The sequence below is a fragment of the Deinococcus pimensis DSM 21231 genome (assembly GCF_000519345.1).
GTDB lineage: Bacteria > Deinococcota > Deinococci > Deinococcales > Deinococcaceae > Deinococcus_A > Deinococcus_A pimensis.
Genome location: NZ_KI912639.1, coordinates 56,755 through 57,421 on the forward strand (window position 1 = coordinate 56,755; position 667 = coordinate 57,421).

Sequence of the window (667 nt, forward strand, 5' to 3'; positions counted from 1 at the left end):
GGCGGCGGGCGATCCGGGCCAGCGGCCGCTGCCGCGCCCCTCTGCCACAGAGTGGTGAGAAGCGGGTGGGACAACTGTCCCCAATCGCGTCCGGGCGCACGAAAACCCGCGCTCCAAGGTGCGCTGCTCGCCTTTGGGCCCCCGGGAGGGCCCTCTATACTGGGCTCGTGAAATCCCTGCTCATGGCGCCCCTGCAGGACTTCGAGAAGCGACTGCGCGCGGTCCTGAGCAGTCGCGTGGAGTTCATCGGCCTGATCGGCGACGACCTCGTCACGGCGGGCGGCAAGCGCTTCCGCCCGGCGGTCACGCTGCTCGCGTCGCGCGCGCTCGGCCTCTCGGACCCGCGCGACGTGGACCTCGCGGTGTGCGTGGAGCTCCTCCACAGCGCCTCCCTGCTGCACGACGACCTCATCGACGACGCCGAGACCCGCCGGGGCAAGGAGGCCGCCTACCGCCGCTACGGCAACGCCGTGTCGGTGCTCTCCGGCGACTTCATGCTGGCGCGCATGCTGGGCCTCCTCGCGGGCATGCCCGCCAGCCTCACGCGGGAGTTCTCGGAGACGGCGGCCCGCATCTGCGAGGGCGAGGTGCTGCAGTTCCAGGTGGCCGCGTACGGTGACTGGAGCCTGGAGAACTACCTCGACGTGATCACCGGCAAGACGGCGGT

General features: G+C 71.2%; 1 protein-coding gene. It reads left to right on the forward strand.

Translation table 11 applies throughout. The annotated features are described in order from the left end of the window. Positions 1 to 182: 182 nt before the first annotated feature. Positions 183 to 667: polyprenyl synthetase family protein (locus tag DEIPI_RS30165; protein ID WP_045234084.1), on the forward strand; the 485-nt coding region annotated here is incomplete at its 3' end.